This window comes from Aeromonas sp. PrichA-15 (genome assembly GCF_017939245.1).
GTDB lineage: Bacteria > Pseudomonadota > Gammaproteobacteria > Enterobacterales > Aeromonadaceae > Aeromonas > Aeromonas caviae.
In genome coordinates, this window is record NZ_JAGKRH010000383.1 from 1 (window position 1) to 332 (window position 332).

General features: G+C 56.6%; 1 protein-coding gene. It reads right to left on the bottom strand.

Features of this window, described 5'->3' with window-relative positions:
• Positions 1-332 (bottom strand): phage terminase large subunit family protein (locus J9889_RS23760; protein ID WP_210558467.1); only part of this gene is annotated, 332 nt, incomplete at both ends.

Genomic DNA, 332 nt, shown 5'->3' on the forward strand with positions numbered 1-332 from the left:
TGCTTCTTCCCATACCAGGGCGCGAGCGCCTTTAGTCTGGGGACATCACGGATCATGGGATCAACGTGCTTTTTGACGAACTTTTCAGCATCACCATCAGTGGGATGCCAGATCAGTCCGTTGCGCTTCTTGTGCTCCAACAGGTAAGCGGCCACACCGAGCAGCATCTTGGTGTAACCAACCCGCGCCGACTTGACGAAATTGACCTCTCGAATGTCGTCATTGGCCATCGCGTTGATGATGGCCACCTGGAACGGCAGCGACTTCCAGCGGCCCTCCTGATAGGAGGACTCCACCGGCAGGTAGTAATGGTCATCCATCCACTCGGCGGC